Annotated in this window: 20 protein-coding genes; 11 read left to right on the forward strand and 9 right to left on the reverse strand. The window is 66.5% G+C overall.

What is annotated here, in order from left to right; translation table 11 throughout:
• Nucleotides 1-45: 45 nt before the first annotated feature.
• The gene (locus tag ASE50_RS05390; protein ID WP_082438817.1) at nt 46-3261 is read right to left on the reverse strand and encodes a TonB-dependent receptor; all 3216 of its coding nucleotides are present in this window, start codon (nt 3259-3261) and stop codon (nt 46-48) included.
• A 171-nt stretch (nt 3262-3432) separates the two neighbouring features.
• Here ASE50_RS05390 and ASE50_RS05395 point away from each other — a divergent pair, with 171 nt between their 5' ends.
• From ASE50_RS05395 to ASE50_RS05420, 6 genes are all read left to right on the forward strand, one after another.
• Entirely contained in the window at nt 3433-5319 is a 1887-nt protein-coding gene (locus tag ASE50_RS05395) for a rhamnogalacturonan lyase (protein WP_162236160.1), read from the forward strand.
• 14 nt (nt 5320-5333) lie between these two features.
• Nucleotides 5334-6515, forward strand: a complete 1182-nt coding sequence (locus ASE50_RS05400; protein ID WP_056396830.1) for a rhamnogalacturonan acetylesterase — start codon at nt 5334-5336, stop codon at nt 6513-6515.
• A complete protein-coding gene (locus ASE50_RS05405; RefSeq protein WP_414881815.1) occupies nt 6515-8002 on the forward strand; it encodes a glycoside hydrolase family 28 protein in 1488 nt (495 codons plus the stop codon). Before ASE50_RS05400 ends, ASE50_RS05405 begins: the two co-directional genes overlap by 1 nt.
• Before the next feature lie 66 nt (nt 8003-8068).
• Nucleotides 8069-8383 (forward strand): L-rhamnose mutarotase, encoded by a 315-nt coding sequence (locus ASE50_RS05410; protein WP_056396727.1) that lies wholly within the window; start codon nt 8069-8071, stop codon nt 8381-8383.
• A complete protein-coding gene (locus ASE50_RS05415; protein WP_235512186.1) occupies nt 8380-11373 on the forward strand; it encodes a glycoside hydrolase family 35 protein in 2994 nt (997 codons plus the stop codon). Before ASE50_RS05410 ends, ASE50_RS05415 begins: the two co-directional genes overlap by 4 nt.
• 133 nt (nt 11374-11506) lie before the next feature.
• Nucleotides 11507-12619, forward strand: a complete 1113-nt coding sequence (locus ASE50_RS05420; RefSeq protein ID WP_056396732.1) for a glycoside hydrolase family 105 protein — start codon at nt 11507-11509, stop codon at nt 12617-12619.
• 171 nt (nt 12620-12790) lie between these two features.
• Here the strand turns inward: ASE50_RS05420 and alaS are convergent, their stop codons facing one another.
• Nucleotides 12791-15436: an alanine--tRNA ligase gene (gene alaS / locus ASE50_RS05425; protein WP_056396734.1), complete on the reverse strand. Its 2646-nt coding sequence runs from the start codon at nt 15434-15436 to the stop codon at nt 12791-12793.
• Between the two features lie 108 nt (nt 15437-15544).
• Between alaS and ASE50_RS05430 the strand changes: the two genes are divergently transcribed.
• Genes ASE50_RS05430 through ASE50_RS05445 form a run of 4 tightly spaced genes read left to right on the forward strand, consistent with a single transcriptional unit; the run spans nt 15545 to nt 19196 of the window.
• Entirely contained in the window at nt 15545-16879 is a 1335-nt protein-coding gene (locus ASE50_RS05430) for a dicarboxylate/amino acid:cation symporter (RefSeq protein WP_056396735.1), read from the forward strand.
• The gene (locus ASE50_RS05435; RefSeq protein ID WP_056396738.1) at nt 16879-17703 is read left to right on the forward strand and encodes a tryptophan 2,3-dioxygenase; all 825 of its coding nucleotides are present in this window, start codon (nt 16879-16881) and stop codon (nt 17701-17703) included. The genes ASE50_RS05430 and ASE50_RS05435 overlap by 1 nt, the downstream gene beginning before the upstream one ends.
• A 23-nt stretch (nt 17704-17726) precedes the next feature.
• The gene (gene kynU, locus ASE50_RS05440) at nt 17727-18926 is read left to right on the forward strand and encodes a kynureninase (RefSeq protein WP_056396842.1); all 1200 of its coding nucleotides are present in this window, start codon (nt 17727-17729) and stop codon (nt 18924-18926) included.
• Nucleotides 18927-18974: 48 nt separating this feature from the next.
• Entirely contained in the window at nt 18975-19196 is a 222-nt protein-coding gene (locus tag ASE50_RS05445; RefSeq protein ID WP_056396741.1) for a DUF3072 domain-containing protein, read from the forward strand.
• A gap of 348 nt (nt 19197-19544) precedes the next feature.
• Here ASE50_RS05445 and ASE50_RS05450 read toward each other — a convergent pair whose 3' ends face one another.
• The 6 genes from ASE50_RS05450 to ccmC form a co-directional block, all read right to left on the reverse strand.
• The gene (locus tag ASE50_RS05450; protein WP_056396742.1) at nt 19545-20180 is read right to left on the reverse strand and encodes a tetratricopeptide repeat protein; all 636 of its coding nucleotides are present in this window, start codon (nt 20178-20180) and stop codon (nt 19545-19547) included.
• Entirely contained in the window at nt 20177-20581 is a 405-nt protein-coding gene (locus ASE50_RS05455) for a cytochrome c-type biogenesis protein CcmH (protein WP_056396745.1), read from the reverse strand. Before ASE50_RS05455 ends, ASE50_RS05450 begins: the two co-directional genes overlap by 4 nt.
• The gene (locus ASE50_RS05460; protein ID WP_056396748.1) at nt 20578-21105 is read right to left on the reverse strand and encodes a DsbE family thiol:disulfide interchange protein; all 528 of its coding nucleotides are present in this window, start codon (nt 21103-21105) and stop codon (nt 20578-20580) included. The genes ASE50_RS05455 and ASE50_RS05460 overlap by 4 nt, the downstream gene beginning before the upstream one ends.
• Nucleotides 21102-23018, reverse strand: a complete 1917-nt coding sequence (locus ASE50_RS05465) for a heme lyase CcmF/NrfE family subunit (RefSeq protein WP_056396751.1) — start codon at nt 23016-23018, stop codon at nt 21102-21104. The genes ASE50_RS05460 and ASE50_RS05465 overlap by 4 nt, the downstream gene beginning before the upstream one ends.
• A complete protein-coding gene (gene ccmE / locus ASE50_RS05470) occupies nt 23015-23443 on the reverse strand; it encodes a cytochrome c maturation protein CcmE (protein ID WP_056396756.1) in 429 nt (142 codons plus the stop codon). Before ccmE ends, ASE50_RS05465 begins: the two co-directional genes overlap by 4 nt.
• Nucleotides 23444-23543: 100 nt before the next feature.
• A complete protein-coding gene (gene ccmC / locus ASE50_RS05475; protein ID WP_082438818.1) occupies nt 23544-24269 on the reverse strand; it encodes a heme ABC transporter permease CcmC in 726 nt (241 codons plus the stop codon).
• A gap of 162 nt (nt 24270-24431) precedes the next feature.
• On the opposite strand from ccmC, the gene ASE50_RS05480 reads away from it, so the two are divergent.
• Nucleotides 24432-25199 (forward strand): Crp/Fnr family transcriptional regulator, encoded by a 768-nt coding sequence (locus tag ASE50_RS05480; RefSeq protein ID WP_056396760.1) that lies wholly within the window; start codon nt 24432-24434, stop codon nt 25197-25199.
• Between the two features lie 87 nt (nt 25200-25286).
• On the opposite strand, the gene ASE50_RS05485 is transcribed toward ASE50_RS05480, so the two are convergent.
• The gene (locus ASE50_RS05485) at nt 25287-26294 is read right to left on the reverse strand and encodes a ferritin-like domain-containing protein (RefSeq protein ID WP_056396763.1); all 1008 of its coding nucleotides are present in this window, start codon (nt 26292-26294) and stop codon (nt 25287-25289) included.
• Nucleotides 26295-26310 lie beyond the last annotated feature (16 nt).

A 26310-nucleotide genomic window follows, 5' to 3' on the forward strand; every position in this document is an offset into this window, starting at 1 on the left:
ATCGGAACCGGTCGCGCCGCAGCACGGGGTGACCGGTCCGTCGCATTACAGCTTGAACTGCGCGCCGACGAAGATGCGGCGGCCGAAGTCGCTATATTCGATCGCGCGGGCATCATCGATGTACGAGCGGGCGAGTTCGTTGGTCAGGTTCAGCGCCTCGAAGAAGATGCTGTACTGCGGCGTGATACGGAACTGGACCTTGGCATCGACATAGGTTTCGCCGCGCCGGAACACCGGGTTGTTGCTGACCGACGCATCGGCGGCCAACAGCAGGTAATCGCTGCGCTTGTTGTAGCTGACGCGCGCGTTCAGCCAGTCCTTGTCGTAGAAGACGCTGCCATTGTACGTGTACTTCGACAGACCGGGGAACGCGTCGAGCGGCTCGCCGGTCGCCACATTGGTCAGCGAACTGTTGAGCGCGCGGCTGTAGGTGAAGTTGCCGTTGATGCCGAAGCCGTCGAACGGTGCCGGCAGGAAGGTGAACGCGGTCGAGGCGCTGACCTCGAACCCGTCCAGCTTCGCACCGAAGCCGTTGGTCGGCTGACGGACGGTGTACAGCACGCCGTCGCCGAACAGGTTGACACCGGCGATGACCGACGCCGGCAGGACGAAGCTCTTGATGTCCTTGTAATAGTACCCGATGCTGACGACGGTGTCGGCATTGGGATACCATGCGGCGTTCAGGTCGTACTGATCGGCGCGGTAGGGCTTGAGGTTCGGATTGCCCGCCGAGCAGGTGTCTTCGCCGGCGATGGTGTCGGCGACGTCGATCACGCAGTTGACCGCCGGCGACAGGTCGCTCGGCCGCGGCCGTGCGAGGTTCTTGGCATAGGTCGCGCGGACGAACAGGTTGGGCTGCACTTCCAGCGACAGGTTCACCGCCGGCAGCCAGTCGTGATAGTCGTTCGACAGGGTGACTTCCTGCACCGCCGTCGTGACGGTTTCGATCACCGCCGGGATGCCGGGAACCCCGGTGCCCGGCCGCACCCGATTTTCACGCCGCGTGTTGCTGCTGGTCGAATCGTCGCGGGTGTAGGTGTAGCGCATGCCGGCGTTGCCGGTCAGGTTCATGCCGAACACCTCGGTGCCGAAATTGGCGCGCAGATACCCGGCCACGATCTTCTCGTTGATGATGTAGCCCGGGATCTGCGGCAGGCCATCGGCCTCGCGCACGCGGTTCTGGTTGAACCCGGACAGGTCGTAATTGCGCGACAGGTTGGCGAAATCGAACAACGGCTGCGCCAGTCGGGTCGGTGCGCCGTCGACCGCCTTGATCCCGCCGAACAGCGGAGCGCCACCGGTAACGCCGCCGTTGACCGCCAGGAACTCCTGATACTGCGCCGGGGTGAAGTAGGTGACGCCAGCCACCGGACCGGTCGCCGGGGGCGAGCCGATCACCGTGGTGAGCGACACGTTGTTGTTGTACTGGAACACCGCCGGCCGCGCGACGATGCCGGCTGCCGGAACCGCGACGACGGCCGGCGACAGCAGGCGTGCGCCGCCGGCGTTGTAGGCCACAAGATCCTGGCTGCGATACTGGCCGCCGAACTTGATGCTCCTGAGGAAACCCCAGTCGAGGTCATAGTCGACGTCGAGCTTCAACTGGTCTTCGGACGAATCGTTCTGGCTCGGGCGATACTGCACGTTCGGCCCCGACTGGACGAGCAACTGGCCGTTGGCGCCGCGCCGCGTGGCGTCGGCATAGGACGCGATATTGGCCGGATCGAACCCGGTCGGGAACGACAGGATCGGCAGGCCTTCCGAATTGCGACGGTCGACCGAAATGCCGGAAACGCCGGTGGTGATCGACACGAGGTTGGTCTCGTTCACCCGGTTGCCTTCGGCGCGCGAGGCGAGGACCACCATCTTCATCCGGTCGAGGTCCCATTTGAACCCGGTCTGGTAATAGCGCGTATTCTCGTCGTAGCTGAAGTCGCGGCGCTGCACGCCGACGATGTTGCTGGCCCCGCCTGAATTGGCGACGACACCGGTGCCCGGCGGCGTGCCGGCGTTCAGCGCGGTCGTCCAGCTTGTCAGCACATGCCCTTCGGTCGTCACGAACGACTGGGTGGGACGTGCGCGCGAAGCGCCGCCGGCGGCGTTGTTGGCAAGCGCCGCGTCGAGATTGTAGCGGGTGAGGTCGGGCGTGCTGCCCTGCAGACCGTTGGTTCCCAGACCCCCGCCCATGTTCACCGCATAGTTGGTGTCGCGCAGGTTCTGGTTACGATAGTTGAGCGTGACCTGACCCCAGGCCGAGAAATTGTCGGCCAGCTGCACCTGCGCCTGGAAATCGAGCGTGGTGCGCGCGTCGGTGCGTTCGTTGTTGCGATAACGGACCGAACCCGGCGACCAGTCGAAGAACTGGCTTTCGCAGGCGAGGCGATTGGCGGTTGCCAGTGCCGCCGTCGCACCGGTCGTACCCGAGCAGCTCTCATAGCTGCCGAAATTGGTATAGGCCGGATCGGCGACGGTCTTTTCGGCCGACCGGTCGAAATCGAGATAGCGTTGCCAGTTGGTGTTGGCGACCGAATCACCGCGCGTGTCGACGACGCTGTGCGTCACGTTGAACAGCACGCCCAGCCGCCCGTCGAGCAGGTCCGAGCGACCCGCCGTCAGGTTGAAACGCGGACGCCATTTCTGGGTGAGGTTAAGGCGCTGCGCCTCGCCCTTCACGCTGAACAGCGGCTTGGTGAGTTCGAGCGGGCGGCGCGTCTCGACGCGCACGGTGCCGCCGATGCCGCCTTCGGTCAGGTCGACGGTATAACCCTTGTACACGTCGATCGACTTGACCAGCTCGACCGCCAGTTCGCGGAAATCGCCGCTGCGACCGCCGCCGGGCGATTGCTGGCTGACGCCGTTAATCTCGATCCGGTTGAGGTCGGGCTCGACGCCGCGGATCGAGATCTGCGAGCCTTCGCCGAAGTCGCGCTGCAACTGGACACCGGTTACCCGGGCGAGCGCCTCGCCGACGTTCTTGTCGGGGAAGCTGGCGATATCCTCCGCGACGATCGAATCGACGACCGTGTCGGCGTTCTTCTTGCGGGCATTGGCCGACTGAAGCGACGCGCGCGTGCCGGTGACGAGAATTTCCGCTTCCTGGTCAAGCGGATCGGTCGGCGAGGTGCGGACCTCATCGGTCGTGTTGCCCGTTTGCGCAGCGACCTGCGCGAGTGCCGGCGCGCTGCCCGATGCGATGATCAGCGCGAGCGCGGAAGCGGCGCTGCGAAGCCGCATCCCACGGATATTGGCGAACGACGTCATGCAAACCCCTCCTGTTGTCTGGCACGGCGCGTGGGTGTTCCCGGTCGCCGATCAAATACGCTTTGCTCGGACATGACGTACCCATGAACGGACGGGTTGCAAAGCAAAATCTTCGCAATATGATATTTGTGTCCATATGGTGAAACAATATGGGTGATGGGAGAATGGGTGATGCGTGGTTCGATCTTGGTCATGCTGGCGGTGACGGTGGCGTCGGGTGCCATCGCCGCGTCGCCGGGGACGGCCGCAACACCCTCGCGTCAGTACGAACGACTCGACAGAGGACTGGTCGCGGTCCCGGCGATCGGCGGCGGGAACCATGTGTCGTGGCGGCTGCTGGCGACCGATCGCCCGGGCGCAGCGTTCCGGCTGCTGCGCGATGGCAAGGTGATCGCGGCTCGGGTAACCGGCGCATCGAGCATCCATGACCGGACCGGGACGCCCGCCGCCCGCTATCGCCTCGAAACGATCGGCAGGCGTGAGCAACCGGCGAACGCCGCGGTTTGGGACAAGGGCTATTGGTCGATCCCGCTCGACGTGCCCGGCGAACGGGTGACGCCGGCGGGGGAGCACTATGGCTATACCGCGAACGACGCCAGCGTCGGCGACGTCGATGGTGATGGACGCTATGAGATCATTCTGAAATGGGACCCGACCATTTCGAAGGATAACGCCTTTGGCGGCTATAGCGGCGAGACGCTGATCGATGCCTATACGCTGGAGGGCAAGCGGATGTGGCGGATCGACCTTGGCCGCAACATCCGGTCGGGCGCGCATTATACGCAGTTCATGGTGTACGACTTCGACGGTGACGGTCGGGCGGAGATCATGGTCAAGACCGCCGATGGCACGGTCGACGGCACCGGCCGCATCCTTGGCGACGCGCGGGCGGACTGGCGAGCGAAGGATGGCGAGCTGCCGCAGGCCGACCGGACCGGTGCCACGACCCTGCCCGACGGGCGGAAGGTCGCACGAGTGCAGGGGCGCATCCTGTCGGGGCCCGAATATCTGACCGTGTTCGAGGGGACGACGGGACGCGCGCTGGCGACGCAGCCCTATGCCCCGCCCCGTGACAGCGACACGCCCGCCGGGCTGCAGGCATTGTGGGGCGATGGCTATGGTAACCGCTCCGACCGGTTTCTGGCGGGTGTGGCCTATCTGGATGGCACGCGACCGAGCGGCATTTTCGGGCGTGGCTATTATGCGCGCTCGACGGTCGCCGCATGGGACTGGCGTGACGGCAAGCTGACGCAACGCTGGCTGTTCGACAGCGCCGCGCCGGGCAATGCGAAGTTCGGCGGACAGGGGAACCACAATCTGTCGGTCGCCGATGTCGACGGCGATGGTCGCGACGAGATCGTCTATGGGTCGATGGCGATCGACGACGATGGCAAGGGGCTGTGGAGCGCGGGGCTGGGACATGGCGACACGATGCACCTTGGCGATCTCGATCCGACCCGACCGGGATTGGAAAAGTTCGGCGTGCATGAGGAAGTGCCGCGCAACGGCGGGATCGGATCGGCGATGCTCGACGCGCGAACCGGCGAGATCCTGTGGACGACGCCAGCGACCAAAGACACCGGACGCGGGCTGTCGGCCGATATCGACCCGCGCTATCCGGGCGAGGAGAACTGGAATTCCAGTACGCCGCAGTTGTACACCGCGAAGGGACAGGTCATCCCCGGTGCGAAGCCGAAGGTCGCCAATTTCGCGATCTGGTGGGATGGCGATGCGTTGCGCGAATTGCTCGATCGCAACCGGATCACGAAATGGGATTGGCAGGCGGGAACCGAGGTGCCGCTGCTGATCGCCGAAGGGGCGACGTCGAACAACGGCACGAAATCGACGCCCGCGCTCTCGGCGGATATCCTAGGCGACTGGCGCGAGGAATTGATCCTGCGCAGCGAGGATAATCGCGAGCTACGGATCTATGCCACCCCCTTCCCGACGACGATCCGGCGGGCGACGCTGATGCACGATCCGATCTATCGGTTGGGCGTCGCGTGGCAGAACACCGCCTATAATCAGCCGCCGCATCCGTTGGTCGCGCCGAAGTGATCGCGGCATTGGCGATGCTGCTCGCCGGACCGGCGGTGCCCGTTACCTATCGGCTCGACGATGCCACGCCACACAGTGGCGAGATCCGGGTCGAGCGCGATCGGCCCTATCGCGACGGCTATGGCTATGAACCCGGTGGCGGACGGCGGTTCTCGGTGGCGGTGCCGGAAGGGAATTGGCGGGTTACGCTGACCATCGGCGACAAACGGGCCGCGACGACGACGGTTAAGGCGGAAGCGCGACGGCTGATGCTGGACCGGGTGGCGACGCGCGCCGGGCAGCGGCTGGAACGCAGTTTCGTCGTCCATATGCGAACGGCGGCGCTGGCACCGCCGCCGGCCAACGCGCCGGGCGGTACGATGGTCCGCCTGAAGCCGCGCGAGTTCGGCAGCCCGACGTGGGACGATCGGTTGACGCTGGAACTGTTGGGCGACGCGGCCGTCCACACCGTTCGGATCGAACCGGCCGCGGTGCCGACACTGTACCTTGTCGGGGACTCGACCGTCACCGATCAACCGTCCGAACCGGCGGCGAGTTGGGGGCAGATGCTGCCCGCCTTTCTCGACGGGCAGGTCGCGGTGGCCAATCATGCCGAATCCGGCGAGACGCTGAAATCGTTCCTGACCGAATTGCGGCTCGACAAGGTGCTGTCGACGATCGGCAAGGGCGACTGGCTGTTCATCCAGTTCGGCCATAACGACCAGAAAGCGCAGTGGCCGCAGACCTATGTCGAGGCGGGGACGACCTATCGCGCGTATCTGAAGGCCTATATCGCCGAGGCGCGGCGGCGCGGCGCGACGCCGGTGCTGGTAACCAGTCCCGAACGGCGCAATTTCGATGGCGCGGGACGGATCACGCCGTCGCTCGGCGACTATCCGGCGGCGGTCCGGGCGGTCGGTGCCGAAGAGGGGGTCGCGGTGATCGATCTGAACGCCGCCAGCATCGCGATCTACGAAGCATTGGGACCGGCGGTCAGTCCGCAGGCGTTCAACGATGGCGGGTCGGACAGGACGCACCATGACAATTACGGCGCGTGGCTGTTGGCGCGCGCCGTTGCGGAGGGGGTTCGGACGTTGCCGGGGATGGCGGCGCATGTGACGGCCGCGCGGTTCGATCCGGCGCGGCCGCCACTGCCGGCGGCGGTGGCGATCGTCCCGAGTGGCGCGCGCAGCGACGTGCGGCCGGACGGCAATTGATCGACCGGCGCGCCATGTTGCTGGGGATGCTCGCCCTGCCCTTTCCCGCCCACGCCGCGCGGCGGTTCGACGTGCGGGCGTTCGGGGCGAGGGGCGATGGGCGCACGCTCGACACGGCGGCGGTGCAGCGCGCGATCGATGCGGCGGCGGGTGGCGGGACGGTCGTCGTTCCGGCAGGGCGATACCGGTGTTTCACGCTGCGACTGGCCAGCGAGGTGACGCTGGTTCTGGAACGGGGCGCAGTCATCGTCGCCGCCGATCCGGCGCGGGACGGTGGGCGCTATGCGCTGCCCGAGGATCGCGGCGAGCAGCTATATCAGGATTTCGGGCACAGCCATTGGCACAACAGCCTGATCGTCGGCGACGGCGTGTCGCGGGTCTCGATCCTCGGGCCGGGGACGATCGATGGCGAGGGGCTGACCCGTGACGGGCCGGGTGCGCGCTGGCGCAAACAGGCGGGCGAGCGACCACTGTCGATGCGGCAGATGACGGCCGAGGAGATCGCGCGGCTGGAACCCGATGCGGCGCGGATGGCAGGATTGGGGAACAAGGCCATCGCGATGGTCGATGCGCAGGACGTGCGGATCGAAGGGCTGACGATCACGCGCAGCGGGCATTTCGCGATCCTTGCCACCGGATGCAGCTGCATGGTGCTGCGCGACCTGACCATCGATACCAATCGCGACGGGATCGATCTGGACGGGGTTCGCGACGTGCTGGTCGAGCGGTGCCGGGTGAATACGCCCAATGACGATGCCATCGTATTGAAGAGCAGTTTTGCGCTCGGCCGGGCGATCCCGTGCAGCGACGTGACGGTGCGCGACTGCGTGGTGTCGGGCTATGATCCGGGGACGCTGATCGATGGCACGCGGCGGCGGACGCAGCAGTTGGCCCCCGACCGCGACCGGGTGACCGGGCGGATCAAGCTGGGCACCGAGAGCAATGGCGGTTTCCGACGAATCCGGATCGAGCGGTGCTGGTTCGAGCGGTCGCGGGGGCTGGCGCTGGAGACGGTCGATGGCGGGGTGATTGAGGACGTGGTGGTCCGCGACCTGACCATGGCGGAGGTGACCACCGCCCCGCTGTTCCTGCGGATCGGCGACCGGCGGCGGGGGCCGGCGGGGACCGGGGTCGGCGCGATCCGGGGCGTGACGGTCGAGGGGCTGCGGGCGACGGGGATCGACCACCGGTTCGCGGCGACGTTGGCGGGACTGCCGGGGCACCGAATCGAGGACGTAACCCTGCGCGATATCAGCCTTTCCTATCTGGGCGGGGGACGGCCGGTGGCGATGCCGCCGGAGCTGGCCGATGCCTATCCCGAGCCGAGCATGTTCGGACCGACGCCGGCATGGGGGCTGTGGTGCCGGCATGCGCGGGGGCTGACGGTCGAAGGGCTGGAACTGACCACGCCGGGCGACGGGCGGGCGGCGATCGGGTTGGAGGATGTGGCGGGGGCGAAGTTGACGAAGGTGACACGTAGCGATTGACCCGACGTGCGCACTATTCTATATTTTGAATATAACGTTCACATAGTGAACATACAGGAGGGGCCGATGGCGCGCCACGCGTTTCGGATGCAGTTGAAGCCGGGGATGGCCGCCGAGTATCGCGCGCGCCACGACGCGATCTGGCCCGAATTGTCGGCGCTGCTGCGCGAGGCAGGGATTTCCGACTACTGGATCTTCCTCGACGAGGAGACCGGCGCGCTGTTCGCGACGCTGGAACGGGCCGAGGATAACCGGCGCGATACCCTGTCCGCGCACCCGGTCATGCAGCGATGGTGGGAGTCGATGGCCCCGCTGATGGAGACGCAGGCCGATCACCGGCCGCTCGAATGGCCGCTCACGCCCATGTTCCACATGGCATGACCGGCATGTTGCGTAGCCTGCTCTTCTGCGGCGTTGCCGCGTCGATGTTGACGCCGGCGGTGGCGCAGACCGCGAAACCGACCGCCAATCTGGCCGCGCCGGTCCAGAAATTCGGGCGTGTGTCGGTTGATGCGCGGTCGCTGATGATCGATGGCAAGCGGCTCACCATCTGGTCGGCCGAGGTCCATGCGTTCCGCCTGCCCTCCCCCGATCTGTGGCGCGACGTGTTGCAGAAGATGAAGGCGAGCGGGTTCAACACCGTCGCCTTTTATTTCGACTGGGGGTTCCACAGCCCGGAGCGCGGCGTGTACGATTTCAAGGGCATCCGCGACATCGACCGGCTGCTCGACATGGCGGCCGAGGAGGGGCTGTACGTCATCACCCGCGCCGGGCCGTATGTGAATGCGGAGCTGACGCGCGGCGGCTTTCCGGGATGGTTGCAGAACCAGCGGGCACGGGCACGGACCGACGATCCCGACTATCTGGCCGCCGCCGACGAATGGCTGTCGCAGATCAACCCGATCATTGCCCGCCACCAGATCAACGGTGGGAAGGGTACGGTGATCCTGCACCAGATCGAAAACGAACTGGCGCTGACCACCCCGGCGCAGGGGCGGTATATGGATCACCTCTATGCCAAGGCGCGGGCGGACGGGATCACCGTGCCGCTGTTCCACAACGATCAGGGGCGCAACGGATATTGGGTGCCGCGCGGGTCGAACGTGGCCAAGACCGTTGAGGGTTCGCCCGACCTGTATGCGTTCGACGGCTATCCCGGCGGCACCTGCACCGTCGGTGGCAAGGTCACGCGCGGGTCGGCGGCACCCGACTGGGGGTTCTACGGTCCGGGCGGGGCACGCGGCGGGGCTTCGGCCAGTCCGAACACGCCGGGGTTCGCGGCGGAATTCGGCGGCGGCTGGTTCGATTACTGGGGATCGAACGGCGGGTATGAATGTAACGCCCGCCAGCGTGGCAAGCGGTTCCAGCGGGTGTTCTATGGCACCAACCTAGCCAACGGCATCGCCATCCAGAGCTTCTATATGGGGTTCGGCGGAACCAGCTGGGGCTGGCTGCCGGCACCGGTAGTCTTCACCAGCTATGATTATGGCGCCGCGTTCAGCGAGGCGCGCGAGGTGCGCGAGAAGGCCGAGGAACTCAAGGCGCTGGCCGGCATGATCGCGGCGGTGCCCGATCTGGCGGGGATGGTGCCGGCGGGGCCGGTGACGATCTCCTCGCCGAACATCCAGGTCTATCACAACAGGTCGCCGGAAACCGACGCCCGGTTCCTGCTGGTGACGCATAATCCGTCGAACAAGGCTACCGACGACCGCTTCACCATCACCGCCGCCCTGCCCGATGGGCGCTATACGCTGCCGGAGATGCGGCTGAACGGGTTCGATGCGAAATGGCTGGTCGCGGGCGTCGATCTGGGCGGGCAGCGGCTGGTCTATGCGACGTCGGAATTGCAGTCGCATCTGCGGATCGACGGCGGCGATGTCGTGCTGCTGTACGGGCGGTCGCAGGAGGCGGGGACGACGGTGCTGCGCTATGCCAGTGCGCCGACCGTTCGCGTGATCGCGGGTGAGGTGCGGTCGGCGTTCGATGCGGCGACGGGCGATTTGCGGCTCGACTATACCCATGGTGCTTTGGCGCGGGTGCAGGTGTCGGGGGGCGGACGGCCGCCGATGACGCTGCTGATCGGCGATGAGGCCGAGGTCGCGACATTCTGGAAGTCGGGCGACGTGCTGGTGCGCGGGCCGGCACTGGTGCGGTCGGCGAAGTTGCGTGGATCGGTCTTGGCACTGGCGGGCGATACGAAGCAAGCGACGCCGCTGGAGCTTTGGGCACCCAAGGTCGCCCGGTCGGTGACGTGGAATGGCGTGCGGGTCGCGACCGGTGTCGGGAGTGCGGGGAGCGTCGTTGCCCGTAGCGCCCTGCCCGGTCCGGCGGCGGTGACGCTGCCGGTGCTGGGCGATTGGCGGATGGCACCCGGCACGCCCGAGGCGGAACCGGGCTTCGACGACAGCCAGTGGCAGGCGATCGACAATCGCGCCTATGCCAGCATCACCGCGCGGCCCGATGGGCAACCGAACATGCTGATGGACGCCTATGGCTTTCACGAGGGCGATGTCTGGTATCGCGGGCGCTTCACCGGCACGCCCGATGCCGAACGGTTGCGGCTGTATTACGGGGCCGGCGGATCGGGGATGGTGCAGGTCTTCCTCGACGGGAAGCTGATCGGGCAGGACGAACTGCCCGGCGGGCTGCCGCGACCGATCACGACGGGGACGGCGACGATCGCCCTTCCGGATGCGGCGCGGACGCCGGGCGAGCATATCCTGTCGGTGATGCTGCGCAACAACGGCCATAACTGGGATCTCGACGCCGACGATTTCCACAAGGAAGCGCGCGGGTTGGTATCGGCATCGGTCGAGAAGCAGGCGGGCGACTCCTTCGCCATTCCCGTCGCGTGGAAGATTCAGGGGCGGCAGGGCGGCGAGGATATCGTCGATCCCGTCCGCGGTGTCGCCAATAATGGCGGGCAATTTGGCGAGCGGATGGGCTGGCATCTGCCGGGATTCGACGATGCGCGCTGGGCGAAGGTGTCGCTGCCGGCGACCTCGGCACCGGCGGGGACCAGCTGGTATCGGACCCGTTTCGACCTGAACGTGCCCAAGGGGCAGGATGCGACGATCGGGGTGTCGTTCGGCGATGCCTCGGTTCCGCGATCGCCGGTCGATTACCGGGTGCTGGTGTTCGTCAATGGCTGGCACATGGGGCAGTTCATCGCCCATGTCGGGCCGCAGCGGACCTTCGTCGTGCCCGAGGGCGTGCTGAACCATCGCGGGCGCAATGTTCTGTCGCTGGCGGTGACCAGCGATGGCGCGCCGGGCAACGCGCTGGAAGCCGTGAAGCTGGTGACGATGCGCAACGTTCGCGGCGGGGTGCCGGTGCGGATGGTCGATGCACCGGCGGTGTTGGGGGAGTGATCCCTCACCCCTTTCCGTACCCCCGCGAAGGCGGGGGTCCAGAGCCGCAGGCGGCACGCTTGTGGCCCTAGGCTCCCGCCTGCGCGGGAGCACACCAAGTTTTGAACGAAACAACCTTTCTTCCGGAGCTATCATGGCCGCGCTGACCCACGACATTCCCCGCCGACAGGTGACCGACGCCATCGCGCTGCTGATGGACAATCTGGTCAATATCAAGGACGAGACGGGCGAGTTCCTGCTCCACCTCGACGACGGACGAATCATCGATACCAAGGGCTGGGCCGGGTGGGAATGGACGCATGGCGTCGGCCTGTTCGGCATGTGGCGCTATTATGAGCAGACCGGCGACAAGGCGGCACTGGCGATCATCAAGCAATGGTTCGAGGATCGCTTTGCGGAAGGGACTCCGACCAAGAACATCAACACCGTCGCGCCGTTCATTACCCTCGCCTATCTGTACGAGCATGAGCCGGATCCGCGCTATATCCCGTATCTGGATACATGGGCGGAATGGCTGATGGCCCCGGACGGCCTGCCCAAGACCGAGGAGGGCGGGTTCCAGCATATCGTCTATAATGACGAGAATCCGGGCGAGATGTGGGACGACACGCTGATGATGAGCGTGTTGCCGCTGGCCAAGATCGGGCTGTTGCTGGGCCGGCCGCACTATGTCGAGGAGGCGAAGCGCCAGTTCCTCGTCCATATCAAGTATCTGTTCGACAAGAAGACCGGGCTGTGGTTCCACGGTTGGGATTTCAACGGGCGGCACAATTTTGCCGAGGCGCTGTGGGCGCGGGGAAATTGCTGGGTCACGATCGCGATTCCGGAGATTATCGAGATTCTGGACCTGCCCGTTGGCGATGCGTTCCGGATGTTCCTGATCGATACGCTGGCGGCGCAGGTGAAGACGCTGGCCGAGACGCAGGACGAAAGCGGGTTGTGGCATACGCTGATCGTCGATCCGACCAGCTATCTGGAAGCGTCGGCGGCGGCGGGGTTTGCGTATGGCATCCTGAAGGCGGTGCGGAAGGGGTATCTGCCGCGTGCGTATGAGGCGGTCGGAATCAAGGCGGTGCGCGGCGTGCTGGCCAATATCGATGCGACCGGCGAGTTGAAGCAGGTGAGCTTCGGAACGGCGATGGGGGATACGCAGCAATTCTATAAGGATATCGCGCTGACCTCGATGCCGTACGGGCAGAGTTTGGCGGTATGTGCGCTGGCCGAGTTTTTGCGGACGTATATTTGAGGGGTCCGGCGGCGGGGTGGCTGATTGCTCCCCTCCCTGGAAGGGAGGGGCTGGGGGTGGGTCGGCCAGTTGGCGGGCGTTACCTTTCCCTCGCGGGCCAACCCACCCCCGACCCCTCCCTTCCAGGGAGGGGAGAGGCACCGGTGGTTGCGGTTCTACCGACCGCTGGCGTCAGCCCACCAACAACGCCTTGATCGCGTCGATCGCCTCGGCACCCTTCGACCCATCGGGGCCGCCGCCCTGCGCCATGTCGGGACGGCCGCCGCCGCCCTGCCCGCCGAGTGCCGCGACTGCTGCCTTGACCAGATCGACCGCGCTTACCCGGCCGACCAGATCGCTCGACACGCCGACCGCGACTGAGGCGCGGCCGTCGTTGACCGCGACCAGCGCGACCACGCCCGACGGCACGCGGGTGCGGGCCTCGTCGATCGTGCCGCGTAGCGCCTTGGCTTCGAGGCCGTCGATGACCTGTCCGAGGAAGGCGATGTCGCCGACCTGTTCGGGACCGGCGGGGGCGGCACCGGCACCGCCGCCCATCGCGAGCGCCTTCTTCGCTTCGGCGAGTTCGCGTTCGAGGCGGCGGCGATCCTCGACCAGTTGCGCGACACGCGCCGGCACTTCGTCGGGGGTCGCCTTCAGCGCGGCGGCGGCTTCGCGCAGCTTCGCGTCGCGGTTGCCGAGCCACTGGCGCGCAGCCTCTCCGGTCAGCGCCTCGACCCGGCGGACGCCCGACGACACCGCACCTTCGGACACGATCTTGAACAGGCCGATTTCACCCAACGCATTGACGTGCGTCCCGCCGCACAGCTCGATCGAATAGGTGCCGTCCGCATCCTGCCCCATCGACACGACGCGGACCTCGTCGCCATATTTCTCGCCGAACAGCGCCATCGCGCCCATCGCGATCGCGTCGTCAGGGGTCATCAGCCGGGTGGTGACGCCGCCATTGCCGCGGACCTGCGCGTTGACGTCGGCCTCTACGAGCGCCAGCGCATCGGCGGCGATCGGCGAGGGTTGCGAGAAGTCGAAGCGCAGGCGTTCGGGCGCGACCATCGATCCCTTTTGCGCGACATGGGTGCCCAGCTGTTCGCGCAGCGCCTCGTGCAGCAGATGCGTCGCCGAGTGGTTGGCGCGGATCTGCGCGCGGCGGGCATGGTCGATGGTGAGGGCGACGCTGTCGCCGACCTTGAGCGTCCCCGCCTCGATCGTCGCGACATGGGCGTGGAGCTTGCCGAGCTGCTTGGTGGTGTCGGTGACGGTCGCCTTGAACCCGGCATCGGTCGCCATGGTGCCGGCATCGCCGACTTGGCCGCCGCTCTCGGCATAAAAGGGGGTCTGATTGGTCAGCACCAGCACCTCGTCGCCGGCCTGCGCCGATTCGACGCGCGCGCCGTCGCGCACGATGGCGACGACTTGCCCCTCGCCCGCCTCGACCGAATAGCCGATGAATTCGGTCGGGCCGGCGGTTTCGAAGACATCGAACCAGATTTCGTCGGATGCCTTGGCCCCCGAACCTTTCCACGCGGCGCGGGCGGCCCGCTTCTGTTCGGCCATCGCCGCGTCGAACCCGGCGCGGTCGACGGCGTAGCCCTGCGCGCGCAGCGCGTCCTCGGTCAGGTCATAGGGGAAACCGAACGTGTCGTAGAGCTTGAAGGCGGTCTCACCGGCCAGCGTCGCGCCATCGGCCATGCCGGCAGTCGCTTCGTCGAGGAGCTTCAGCCCCTTGTCGAGGGTACGGCGGAACTGGGTTTCTTCCTGTTGCAGGGTCGCTTCGATCAGCGGCTGCGCGCGGACCAGTTCGGGATAGGCCGCGCCCATTTCGGACACGAGCGAGCCGACCAACCGGTGCATCAACGGGTCCCTGGCCCCCAGCAGATGCGCGTGGCGCATCGCGCGGCGCATGATGCGGCGCAGGACATAGCCGCGACCGTCGGCGGCAGGCAGCACGCCGTCGGCGATCAGGAACCCCGACGCGCGCAGATGGTCGGCGATGACGCGATGGCTGGCCTGCATTTCCCCTTCCGCGCGGGTGCCGGTCAGTTCGCACGATGCGGCGATCAGCGCCTTGAAGGTGTCGGTGTCGTAATTGTCCGACACGCCCTGCATCACCGCCGCGATGCGTTCGAGGCCCATGCCGGTGTCGATCGACTTCTTGGGCAGGTCGCCGACGATCTCGTTCGCGTCCTGCTCGAACTGCATGAACACGAGGTTCCAGATCTCGACGAAGCGGTCGCCGTCCTCGTCCGGCGAACCGGGAGGGCCGCCGGGAATATGGTCGCCGTGATCATAGAAGATTTCCGAACATGGTCCGCACGGGCCGCTGTCGCCCATCGCCCAGAAATTGTCCTTGGTCGGGATGCGGATGATCCGGTGATCGGGCAGCCCCGCAATCTTCTTCCACAGGTCGAACGCTTCGTCGTCGGTGTGATAGACGGTCGCGGTCAGCTTTTCCGGGGCCAAGCCCCAGTCGCGGGTCAGCAGCGTCCAGGCATTCAGGATCGCCTGTTCCTTGAAATAATCGCCGAACGAGAAATTGCCGAGCATTTCGAAGAAGGTGTGATGCCGCGCGGTATAGCCGACATTGTCGAGGTCGTTATGCTTGCCGCCGGCGCGCACGCACTTTTGCGACGATGTCGCCGTCACATAGGGTCGCGTTTCGAGGCCGGTGAACACGTTCTTGAACGGCACCATCCCCGCATTGACGAACATCAGCGTCGGGTCGTTCTGCGGAACGAGCGGCGCGGAAGCTACGCGGGCGTGGCCCGCCTTCTCGAAAAAATCGAGGAACGAGCGGCGAACATCGTTGGTCGAGGTCATTTCGGTTCGATACGCAGGCACGCGCCACTTGCCAAGCTGGGACAAGCACGGGGTTGACCCGGACGAAACATTCCCGTCCTTTCCCACGCAAACGATCAGGGACGACGCATGGCCAAGCGGCTTACGACTTTCATTCTCATCGCGCTCGCCGGGGGCCTCGCGCTCGGCTGGGCGCTGAACGCCGCGCTGGACGATGGCGGCGGTGCCGGCACCGCGACGCTGAAGAATATCGCCTATTACCTGTCCGCCGTGACCACCGTGTTCCTGCGGCTCATCAAAATGATCATCGCGCCGCTGGTGTTTTCGACGCTGGTCGTCGGCATCGCGCATATGGGCGACAGTTCGTCGCTCGGCCGCGTTGGGCTGCGCTCGTTCGGCTGGTTCGTGATGGCGAGCTTCATCTCGCTGATGCTGGGGCTGCTGCTGGTCAATCTGTTGCAGCCGGGCGTCGGGCTGGGCCTTCCCGTCCCGCCGGTCACCGCCGCGACCGGCGTCGACAAGCCCGCGTTCGATTTCGTGAAGTTCGTCGGCCATATCTTTCCCGCTTCGGGTATCGAGGCGATGGCGACCAACGAGATTCTGCAGATCGTCATCTTCTCGCTGTTCATCGGCGTCGCGCTGACGGCGGTCGGCGAGAAGGCCGCGCCGCTGGTCCGCGCGCTCGAAGGGCTGGTCGCGGTGATGTTGCAGGTCACCGATTACGTCATGCGCTTCGCCCCGTTCGCGGTGTTCGCGGCGGTGACGGCGACGCTGGCCGAGCGGGGGCCGGGGATCATCGGTGACCTCGCCTATTTCATGGGCAGCTTCTATCTGGGGCTCGCGGCACTGTGGACGGTGCTGATCGGCATCGCGTTCGCGATCATCGGCCCGCGGGTGAAGATGCTGCTGCGCTATCTGCGCGATCCGATCCTGCTGGGCTTTTCGACCGCATCGTCGGAAGCGGCCTATCCGCGCACGCTGGAGGCGCTTGACCGGTTCGGGGTGCCGCCGCGCATCGCCAGCTTCGTGCTGCCGCTCGGCTATTCGTTCAACCTCGACGGGTCGATGATGTACATGACGTTCGCGTCGATCTTCATCGCACAGGCGTACGGCATCGATCTCAGCTGGGGACAGATGTTCCTGATGCTGCTGGTGTTGATGATTACGTCGAAGGGGATTGCCGGCGTGCCGCGTGCCAGCCTGGTGGTGATCGCCGCGACGCTGGGCATGTTCAACATTCCCGAAGCCGGATTGCTGCTGATCCTTGCCATCGATCACTTCCTCGACATGGGGCGTACCGCGACCAATGTCGTCGGCAATGCGATCGCCGCCAGCGTCATCGCGAAGTGGGAGGGCGGATTCGACACGCCCGAATCGCCGGTGATCGAACCGCTGCCGACGCCGTCGGGCCATCCGCGCACCGATGTGCCCGACAGCTTCCGTGATATGGGCGAGCCGAAATAATGGAGAGCCGCGAGGCGGATCGCCCCGCCCCGCCGGAGTGTGGGCCGACCTATACCAGCTATCTGCGGCTCGACACGTTGCTCAACTGTCAAACGCCGCTGTCCGACACGCATGACGAATTGCTGTTCATCGTCATCCATCAGGCGTCGGAGCTGTGGATCAAGCTGTGCCTCCACGAGCTGGAAGCGGCGCGGCAGGCGCTGATCGCCGACCGGCCGGGCATCGCGTTCAAGATGATGGCACGCGTCGCCCGCGTGCAGCAGCAGCTGATCCAGAGCTGGGAAGTGCTGGCGACGATCACCCCCGCCGATTATTCGGCGATGCGCGGCAAGCTGGGCGGCAGTTCGGGGTTCCAGTCGGTGCAGTACCGGCTGCTCGAATATATGCTGGGGGCCAAGAAGGCGGGGATGCTGGCCGCGCATGACGGCGACCCGGCGGCGCAGGCGGTGCTGACCGAGGCGCTTGCAAGAACCAGCCTGTATGACGAAGCGCTGCGGATGCTGGCGCGGCGGGGGTTCGACATTCCGGCCGACCGGCTGGAGCGCGATTTCACCTTACCCTACGTCGCGTCGTCCGCGGTCGAGGCGGCGTGGCAGGCGGTGTATCAGGACCCCGATCGCTGGTGGGACCTGTACGAACTGGCCGAGAAGCTGGTCGACCTCGAATATCGGGTCCAGCTGTGGCGGTTCGGCCATCTGAAGACGATCGAGCGGATCATCGGCTTCAAGCGCGGCACCGGCGGCACGGCGGGCGTCCCCTATCTGGCGAAGGTGATCGACGAAGTGTTCTTTCCCGAATTGCTGGCCGTGCGGGTGGCGTTGTGAGGTCGCTGGCGGAAGCGGAGGCGATGGATGCCGCCGATCCCCTGCGTGCGTTTCGCGACCGGTTCGCGCTGCCCGAAGGGGTGATCTATCTCGACGGCAATTCGCTGGGCGCGCTGCCGAAGTCGACCCCGGCACGGTTGCAGACGGTGGCGGTCGAGGAGTGGGGTCAGGGGCTGATCCGCAGCTGGAACGCGCATGACTGGGTCGGTGCGGGCCGGCGGGTCGGTGCGACGATCGCGCCGTTGATCGGGGCGCAGCCGCATGAGGTGGTGGTCGCCGATTCGACCTCGGCTAATCTCTACAAATTGCTGGTGGCGGCGGTGAAGGCGCAGGGCGGCAGGCGGACGATCCTGTCCGAGCCGGGCAATTTCCCGACCGACCTGTATATGGCCGATGGCGCGGCGTGGAGCGTCGGCGACGGACGGGTGCGGACGGTGCCGGTGGCCGATATCGTCGATGCGATCGACGACGACGTCGCAGTCGTGCTGTTGACGCATGTCCATTACAAGAGCGGGACGATGCTCGACATGCGCGCGATCACGGCGGCGGCGCAGGCGAAGGGGGCGCTGGTGCTATGGGATTTGAGCCATAGCGTGGGTGCCGTCCCGATCGACCTGAACGGCTGCCATGCCGATCTGGCGGTCGGTTGCGGCTATAAATATCTGAATGGCGGGCCGGGTGCGCCGGCATTCCTGTATGTCGCCGAACGGCATCAGGCGGTGCTGCGGTCGCCGCTGTCGGGATGGTTCGGCCATGCCGCGCCGTTCGAGTTCGGCGACGATTATGCCCCGGCGGCGGACATCGGCCGGTTCCAGTGCGGGACGCCGCCGATCCTCGGCATCGCCGCGCTGGAGGAAGGGATCGCGCAATTCGAGGGCGTCGATCGCGCGGCGCTGTTCGCCAAGGGGCGGGCGCTGGGCGATGCGTGTATCGCGCTGGTCGAGGCGCAGTGTCCGGCGATGGCGCTGGTGTCGCCGCGCGACGCCGTATCGCGCGGGAGCCATGTGTCGTTCCGGCACCCACAGGCGTACGCGATCTGTCAGGCGCTGATCGATCGCGGGGTCATCGGTGATTTTCGTGCGCCGGACGTGCTGCGACTGGGCTTCGCGCCGCTCTATATCGGGTTTGCCGATCTATGGCGGGCGGTGGCGGTGCTGGCCGACCTGTTGCGCGACGGCAGTTGGGACCGGCCGCACTATCATGCGCGCAACGCGGTCACCTGACGGAACGAATTGGGAACGGGGCGGTTGGTGGCGTCGAAAGGAACTGCCATGACCGAGCATGCCAATCCCAAGAGTGAACCCTTTTCGAACGCCGAGAAGGACCCGGACGACTGGACGACCGGCGACGAGAAGATGACCGGTGCGCAGGCGTCGTATCTGAAGACGCTGAGCGAGGAAGCGGGCGAGCCGTTCGACGATACGCTGACCAAGGCCGATGCGTCGAAGGCGATCGATGCGTTGCAGGAAAAGACGGGGCGTGGGGTGAACTGATCTCAGTCCCCTCCCCCTCCTCCAGGACCGATCGACATTCGGCGATAACCACGGATGTTCGTCATTCCCGCGCAGGAGGGAATCCATAGACGCTGACGTTTCGGCCGGATTCGCGACGCTGGCGCATATGGACTCCCACCTACGCAGGAGTGACGAAAGGAGATGGAACGCTGTTCCTGCGTTCAGCGAACTGACGGTCGATCCCGACTAGTCCATACCCGTTTGGGTCCAGCGGTTTCGAGCGCGTTGACAACGATAGTCGAGAAGGTGTCGCCCCAAACGATGCGTTCTCGACGGGCGCTTCTGGGCAAGCTCGAAGCTGCTCGAACCGAACGGGATGGGATTGCGTTAGGGCGTGGGCCGCATCGCCATCAGTCGGTCGAGCAACACCAGTCGGGTTGCCAGATCGACCCGGTACGATGCGTTGGGTCGAGATCGCTTCAGCGCCGCCAGCCATGCCCGCTTCGCGCCGGGCAGGTCACCGGTCTGGATCAGCGCCATCCCGTAGTAGAAATACGGCCCCGGATGGTCCGACGCGTTGGCGATGCCCTGTGCGAAGGCAAGTTTGGCGGCAGGTGACAGGACGCGGCCGCCGTCATGGGCGAGGATCGCGGTGCCGAGCCGGGTCCATAGGCGGGCGCTTTGCGGATTGCCTTGCAGCCCGCCCAGCACCGCGTTCACCGCCGCCTGCGTTGCGCCGGCGCGGGTGAGGCCGTCGGCGGCGACGGCATAGGCATAGTCGTAGGTGAAGCGGCCCCAGATCGCGTCGCGCAGGTCGTCGGCGGCGATATCGACCGGTTCGGTGACGCGCTGCGCGCTTCGCGGGGCACCGGGCAGTTCGGGCTGCCCCTGCCAGGCATAGCCGGCAGCCCCCAGCATCAGCGCGGCCCCGACGAAGCCCCATAGCGGGCGCGAGACGCGCGCGACGACGAGCAGCACGAAACTGCCGATCAGCAGTGCGGCAAGGATCAGCCAACCGTTCATCGCGGTCCCCGCTTCAGGCTGCGCCGCGCCAAACCCACGCCGATGCCGAGCAGCAGCAACGGCGTCGCCCATAACAGGCCGGTCGCGGGCGACAGCGGCGGATCATAGCTGACATAGTCGCCATAGCGTTCGATCAGCCAGTCGCGGACGCGGTCGGGCTGCTCGCCGCTCGCGATCCGCTGGCGGACCAGCGCGCGCATGTCCGCGGCCATGTCGGCGTCGCTGTCGGCGATCGACTGGCCCTGACAGACCAGACAGCGCAGCGTTTCCATCAGCGCCTTGGCCGATCGCTCCTGCGTCGCGTCGGGCAGTTGCGTGTCGGCAAGCGCCGGCGGCGGCACGTTCGATTGCGCCGATGCCGGACCGGCGAGCAACAGGGTCACGGCGAGCGCGCGCTTCATCGGGCGGCCTTCAGCGCGGCGAGCAGGACCGGCACGTCGTCGTCGCGGATCGCACCGATATGCTGGTGGGCGATGCGGCCCTGACGATCGATGACGAAGGTTTCGGGCACGCCCGACGACCCGAGCGCCAGTTGCACCGAACTGTTCCGGTCGTCGCCGATCGCGGCATAGGGATCGCCATAGTCGCGCAGGAAGGTGGCGACCTTGTCCGGCGTGTCGCGGATAGCGATCGCGTCGATCGGCACACCGGCTTCGGCCAGCTTGGCGAGTTGCGGGGCTTCGGCGGCGCAGGGGACGCACCAGCTGCCGAAGACGTTGAGCAAACGCGGCTGACCGGTGCGGAAGGCGGCGGTGGTCAGGCCAGGTTTGCCCGGAACCGCCGGGGCGAGGGTGAAGGCCGGCAGCGGCTGACCGATCAGGCGCGAGCGGACCTGCCGGTCGGGCTCGCGCGTCAACATCCATGCGAACAGCGCGGCGATGGCGACGAAGGCCAGCAGCGGCAGCCAGAGCACCCGACGCTTCACCGCGCCCTCCGCCGCCGGACGCGCCCGACCAGCGACACGAATCCGCCGAGCGCGATCAGCCCGCCGCCGGCCCAGATCAGCGTCACGAACGGTTTCCACCACAGCCGCAACTGCCGGCGCCCGCCATGATCGTCGCGGCCGAGGACGGCATAGAGCTGCCCGTCCCAAAAGGTCGCGAGCGCGGCCTCGCTGGTTTCGGTGGGAGGATTGGCGAAGAACCGCTGCTCGGGCCGCAACAGGAAGGGTGCGCCGCCGTCACGGGTGACGATCAGCCGCCCCTGCACCGCCGACCAGTTGTCGCCGACGACCGGCTTGATCCCGTCGAAGCGGATCCCGAACGGGCCGACGCGGTTGGTCTCGCCCGGCGCGGCGGCGACGAGGCGTTCGGCGGTGAAGGCACTGTCGCTGGCCATGCCGGCCAGGCTGACGGCGATGCCGAAATGCGCCACGACCATGCCCCAGATCGGCAGCGGCGTGCGCCACGGACTGCGCCCGACCAGCGGCAGGACGCTGGCGACCGCCAGACCGGCGGCGAACGACAGGCCGAGGATCGGCATCCAGCCGGCCCCGGTGAACAGCAGCGCGACGAACGCGACCAGCGTCACCGCGCCGGGTATGGCGATCCGCCGTGCGACCGCCCTGCCCCGGTCGCGTCGCCAGCGCAGCAATGGCCCGACCGCCATCCCGGCGACCAGCAGCAGCGCGACCGGCCCGGCGGCGCGGTTGAAGAAGGGCGGACCGACCGACAGTTGCACGCCGAACGCTTCGGCGAGCAACGGATAGAGGGTACCGATCAGGACGATGCCGAGGATGACCGACAGCAACAGGTTATTGAGCACCAGCCCACCTTCACGGCTGACCGGTTCGAACAATGCCCCCTGCCGCACCGTGCCGACGCGAAAGGCGAACAACGCCAGCGCGCCGCCGATATACAGGATCAGCAGCGCGAGGATGAAGCTGCCGCGCGTCGGATCGACGGCAAAGGCATGGACGCTGGTCAGGATGCCCGATCGAACCAGAAAGGTGCCGACCATCGACATTGAGAAGGCAACGACCGACAACATGATCGTCCATGCACGCAAGCCGTCGCGGGTCGCCAGCACCGTCACCGAATGCAGCAACGCGGTCGCCGCCAGCCACGGCATCAGCGAGGCATTTTCGACCGGGTCCCAGAACCACCAGCCGCCCCAGCCAAGCTCGTAATAGGCCCAGTAGCTGCCCGCCGTGATCCCGATGGTCAGGAAAATCCATGCGCCCAGCACCCATGGCCGCATCGCGCGCGCGAAATCGCGACCGACATCACGGGTGACCAGCGCACCGACCGCGAAGGAAAACGCCACCGACAGCCCGACATAGCCGAGGTAGAGCGTCGGCGGGTGGAAGGCGAGACCTGGGTCCTGCAACAACGGATTGAGACCGAGGCCGTCGAGCGGCACCGGCGACAGGCGGGCAAAGGGGTTGGAGGCGAACAGCAGGAACGCGTAGAAACCCGCCGCGATCGCCGCCTGCGCCGCCAGCGTCGCGACATGGGTGCGCGCGGCCAGCAGCCGTTCGAACAGGGCCATACCGCCACCCGCCACCGCCAGCACGGTTACCCATAGCAGCATCGACCCTTCGTGATTGCCCCATGTCGCGGCGACCTTGTACAGCATCGGCTTCGCGCTGTGGCTGTTTTCGGCGACCAGCAGCACCGACAAATCGGTGCGCGCGAACAGCGCGGTCAGTGCCGCGAACGCGCCGAGCGCGAGCACCCCCTGCACCACCGCCACCGGCCGCACCGCCGCCAGCAGGTCGCGAACGATCTGCGGCGGCTCCTGCGCGCGCGACGACAGCGCGATCGCCGCCATCGCGAACTGCAACAGCGCCATCGCCGCCGCCAGCCACAGCGCGGCAAGACCGGCTTCGGCGATCATTTGGCGATGCTTTCGCTCTTGTGCATCTTTCCGGCGACCTGCGGCGGCATGTAGCGTTCGTCATGCTTGGCGAGCAAATTGTCGGCGACGAAGCTGCCGCCCGCCACGAAGCGCCCCTCGGCGACCACGCCCGAATTCTCACGGAAAAGATCGGGGGCAATGCCGGAAAAGCGGACGGGCACGGTCGCCTTGCCATCGGTGACGGTGAAGGCGATCGTCACGCCATCGGCCATGCGCCGGATCGATCCCGGCGCGACCATGCCGCCCAGCCGCACCGGCTTGTCGATCGGGGCCGAGGCCGCATCGGCGGGCGCGTAGAAGAAGGCCGCTTCGTCGCTGAGCGCCGACATCGCCAGCAGCACCGCGCCGACGATCGCGATCACCGCCAGCAATGCCAGCGTCATGCGTTGCCGTTTGGGGGTCATCCCCGCTCCGCGCGGCGCATCGCCACCCATGCGAACACGATTAGCGCGACGATCGCGCCGATCGTCAGGCCATAGGCGGCGAGAATGAAGGGCCAGGGGTTCATATCGCGGCCCGGCGGCGCATCCGCGCCTCCACCTTGATCCGGGCGAGATCGGCGCGCATCCGCATCAGCACGATGCCGCCGAACAACAGGCTGGCACCGCCGGCGGTGAACCCCAGCGGCCACAGGATCGATGGATCGATCGTCGATTTGGTCAGCGTGATGCTCGGCCCCTGATGCAGCGTGTACCACCACAGCACCGAATAGCGGATGACGGGCAGCAGCGCGGTGCCGGCGATCCCGAACAGCGCCGGGATGCGGCCGTCGCCATCGCGATCGGCATCGGCCCGCGCCAGCGCCAGATAGGCGAGATAGACGAAGAACAGCAGCAGCATCGAGGTCAGCCGACCGTCCCATTGCCACCACGTTCCCCAGGTCGGTCGCCCCCAGATCGATCCGGTCGCCAGACAGATGCCGGCGAACACCGCGCCCGGCAACGCGATCGCCCGTGCGGCGACCGCCGCCAGCGGATGCCGCCACACCAGATAGACGATGCTGGCAATCGCCAGTCCCGACCAGCCGCCCATGCCGAGCCACGCCGCCGGCACATGGACATAGAGGATGCGGACGCTTTCCCCCTGCAGATAATCGGCCGGCGTCTGCGTCAGCCCCGCCCAGCAACCGAACAGGAACAGGATCAGCCCGCCCCACAGCAGCACCGGGGTCAGCGGTCGCGCGATCGACAGAAATCGACGAGGATTGGCAAGGGCATGAATGCTGGGCACGGTCGCGCACTGTCTATGCAACCCGCGCGCAAACGGCAATGCGGATCGACGTTCGCATATGGGTCGATCGGACGACGACGATCGTTGGCAACCCGCACGCCGTTCCGCCGTTGGTACGAAGCGGACTTAGATTCCCTTGGCACGATTTTGTACGGAGCGAAGATGAGCTTGCAGCACGACCATGCCGGGTTAGCGAACCGGGCAACCACGACCAGCCCCGCCGGCCGGCGGATGTCCGCCAATCTGTTTCTGGCCCAGCTGAACGATGCCGACTTCGCATTGCTGTCACCGCATCTCGAACGGGTGTCGATCGCGGTCGGCGACGTCATCATTCCGGCAGGCGGGCGGATCGAGCATCTCTATTTCCTCGACGCCGGGATCGCCGCGTTGCTCGATGCGATCGAAGGCGAGCGGTTGCACGCGGTCGGGCTGATCGGAAACGAAGGCTATCTGGGTTGGCCGGTGCTATTGGGCGACGATCGTTCGCCCTATGCGACCATCCTGCGCGCCGAGCCAGGCACCGCCCTGCGGATACCGGTCGAGCGGGTGGTCGAGGCGGCGGACCGGAGCGAGACGTTGCGCCGGGCACTATTACGCTTCATCGAGGTCTTCATGATCCAGATGGGACGGACGGTCGTGTCGGCACTGGGCCATCCGGTCGAACGGCGGCTGGCGCGATGGATCCTGCTCTATCACGACCGGGTGCGCGGCGACGAGATCGCGATGACGCATGAGGAGTTCCGCATCATGCTGGGCGTGCGTCGCAGCAGCATCACCGATGCGCTGCACCGGCTGGAAGAAGCACATGCCATCCGGTCGGTGCGCGGGCGCGTGATCGTGCGGGAGCGGGAAAAACTGCTGGCGCTGGCGGCGGATACCTATGGCTCTGCCGAGGCCGCCTATGACCGGCTGGTTCGCGTCGCGCCTTGATTTTGGCGATCACGTAGATCGGGTAACCGGGTCGGAACAATAAAAAACGGGCCGTTCCTTTCGAAACGGCCCGCTTATTTTTCTCGATCAGGTGCCGCTGGCGGCGCTCTGACGGATCGTGCCGTTCACCCCGTTGGGGAAGAACCCGCCGGCGGTCTGAGCGGTACGGTTCAGGTACACGATGTTCAACACCTGTCCCGGCGTCCGGCTGAACGCGATGCCGCTATTGTCGGTCGGTACGATGTTCGACGCGAGGGTCGAACCGCTACCGGTGGCCCGAATCCCCTGATCGAGATCGGTGCTGCCATCGAGACTGTCGCGTGCGTTCGAGATCGCGTCGGCGGCATCGAGGAGCGCGGGTGTCGCCACGCCCTTGCGATACAGCACGGTGCGAACCAGACCGGCATGATAGGCCTCTGCCGCATGGATACCCGCAGCCGCTTCGAGGAAGGTCTTGTTGCTGATGAACCCGACCGCCCCCTTGTACGCGGTTACGCCGACATCCTCGAAGATGTACGCGCCGAGCAGGAAGTTTTCGTCATTGGCATAGACGTCGAACGCCGCGCCGGTGCCGATCAGTCCGGCGGCACGGGCCGCGTTCGAGAAGGCACTGGTCGCGGTCACGCCGATATCGATCGCCGGCTGTGCGACCGCCGCCGACCCCAGCGTCGTGCGCAGGAAGTTGACGTGCGCCAGTTCGTCCGCCGCGATTTCACGCGCATAGCGGGCGACCAGCGGATCGGAGAACGTCACCTGACGCCCGCCGGTGACCGCACCCTGCGTACCCGTTCCGGTCAGGCTGCTGTTGGGCAAGCCGCTGCCGGTGGCGGCGAACGCGTAGAATTGCGCTTCCAGATATTCGAGGTTCAGCGCGAAGTTGAACACATCGGCATCGGTCACGCCGGTGGTGGCGGTCGGCGTCGGCGTGGGGGTAGCGCCGTTGATCGGGCCGCCGCCGCTGTCGCTGCAGGCCGCGAGCAGCGATGCCCCGGCGGTCGCGACCGCCGCGGTGCCGGCATAGCGCATGAAATCGCGCCGGGCGTTGCGACGTTGTTCGCAGGCTTCGAGCACCTGCAGGATTGGATCGTTGGTCATGATTCTCTCTCCCTGG

Origin of the sequence: Sphingomonas sp. Leaf5, assembly GCF_001421155.1 — a bacterium.
Lineage (GTDB): Bacteria > Pseudomonadota > Alphaproteobacteria > Sphingomonadales > Sphingomonadaceae > Sphingomonas.